Genomic DNA, 353 nt, shown 5'->3' on the forward strand with positions numbered 1-353 from the left:
TGGAATGCATTCCCTGTGGGAGCGGTGCTTGCCCGCGATTCAGGCGCTGCGGTGTATCAGGCGAATCGGGTTCAGCCTCATCGCGGGCAAGCACCGCTCCTACAGGGTGATGAGGTTGGTCAGTCGGTAATGCGTCATCCGATCCAACGCCATCGCGGGCAAGCGCGCTCCCACTGGTCAGCGGGGTGGCAGCATTGAAATACATTCCCTGTGGGAGCGGTGCCTGCCCGCGATTCAGACGCTGCGGTGTATCAGGTGCATCGGGTTCAGCCTCATCGCGGGCAAGCGCGCTCCTACTGGTCAGCGGGGTGTCAGCCAGCATTGCGCTGTCTGGGCTGACGCTATCGCCAGCG

General features: G+C 63.2%; 1 protein-coding gene. It reads right to left on the bottom strand.

Going from position 1 to position 353, the window contains the following annotated elements:
* Window positions 1–322 (bottom strand): hypothetical protein (locus IV01_RS27195; protein ID WP_032631623.1); only part of this gene is annotated, 322 nt, incomplete at its 3' end.
* Between the last annotated feature and the right edge of the window lie 31 nt (window positions 323–353).

Origin of the sequence: Pseudomonas syringae (genome assembly GCF_000737245.1) — a bacterium.
Lineage (GTDB): Bacteria > Pseudomonadota > Gammaproteobacteria > Pseudomonadales > Pseudomonadaceae > Aquipseudomonas > Aquipseudomonas syringae_J.